The following is an 858-nucleotide window of genomic DNA, read 5'->3' as shown; positions in this document are numbered from 1 at the left end:
CAGGGGCGGTCCGCCGCGTCAGTGCTTTCCGTTGTGCGAACCGGTGTTGGTGTCGCCCGTGTCGATGCTGGAGTCGTGGATGGCGTCCAGGACGCCGCTCTGGGTGCCGAGCACGCTCTTGAGGTTGGTGAGGGTGCCGTCGCCGATGCTGACGATGGCCTCGGAGAGGGACGAGCCGGTCGTGACGGAGCCCTCCCGCTGTTCCTTCTCCTGCGGCAGCATCTGCTTGGCGTAACTGTCGTCGTGTCCGGGCCACTTGGAGGTGGCCGACACATCGGTGATGAACTCGCTGATCATCTCGTTGGCCAGCCGGCTGATCTGCTCGATCTGCCGGGTGCCGGCGATGAGCGCCGGCGGGCTGGCGGAGTAGGCGTTCTCCGACATCGTCTTCTCAGTCCTCCGGGTCTTCGCTGATCTCGTCGCGGAGCCGGCCGGCCCCACGCCGTCGGCCGCTCTTGGGGCCCTCCAGCACTCCGGGCCCGAAGATCTTGTTCCAGTCCACGTCGAAGCCCGTGATCTCGGGTGCCTCGGGGTTGGCCTTGGTGAACGGCTCGAAGGTGGCCATGACATGGCGGGCCATCCGGGCCCGGGCCTCCTGCACCGCCTCCAGCACGCTCGCGGCGAGCTGACCTGCGGGCATCGTACGGTACTTGTCGTCGAGGAAGGTCAAAGCGCGCAGGTCGCCCTGTGCGCTGACGGTCACCTCGACGGAGCGGTCCGCGGAGCGCACCGTGCTCTCGGCGTGGGCGAGTTCGCCCTCGGCGCGGGCCACCGCGGCCTCGGTGGCCTCCAGTTCGGCCATCGCCTTGGCCAGCCGCTGCTCGATCGACTCGCTGCTCATCGGGCGCCTCGCACGCG

The 858-nt window shown here is 69.0% G+C and carries 2 protein-coding genes; both read right to left on the bottom strand.

The window, feature by feature from the left end; all coding sequences use genetic code 11:
* Positions 1–18: 18 nt before the first annotated feature.
* Positions 19–384 (bottom strand): hypothetical protein, encoded by a 366-nt coding sequence (locus ABZ887_RS25980; RefSeq protein ID WP_361293476.1) that lies wholly within the window; start codon positions 382–384, stop codon positions 19–21.
* A 7-nt stretch (positions 385–391) separates the two neighbouring features.
* The gene (locus tag ABZ887_RS25975) at positions 392–841 is read right to left on the bottom strand and encodes a YbaB/EbfC family nucleoid-associated protein (RefSeq protein WP_361293473.1); all 450 of its coding nucleotides are present in this window, start codon (positions 839–841) and stop codon (positions 392–394) included.
* Positions 842–858 lie beyond the last annotated feature (17 nt).

The sequence above is a fragment of the Streptomyces sp. NPDC047061 genome, from assembly GCF_040643955.1.
Lineage (GTDB): Bacteria > Actinomycetota > Actinomycetes > Streptomycetales > Streptomycetaceae > Streptomyces.
This window is presented reverse-complemented; position numbering and strand designations above follow the sequence as displayed.

Bases quoted from the DNA above. Each gene is read 5' to 3' on its own strand.
- ABZ887_RS25980 (WP_361293476.1), bottom strand. From the start codon at position 384: ATGTCGGAGAACGCCTACTCCGCCAGCCCGCCGGCGCTCATCGCCGGC.
- ABZ887_RS25975 (WP_361293473.1), bottom strand. From the start codon at position 841: ATGAGCAGCGAGTCGATCGAGCAGCGGCTGGCCAAGGCGATGGCCGAA.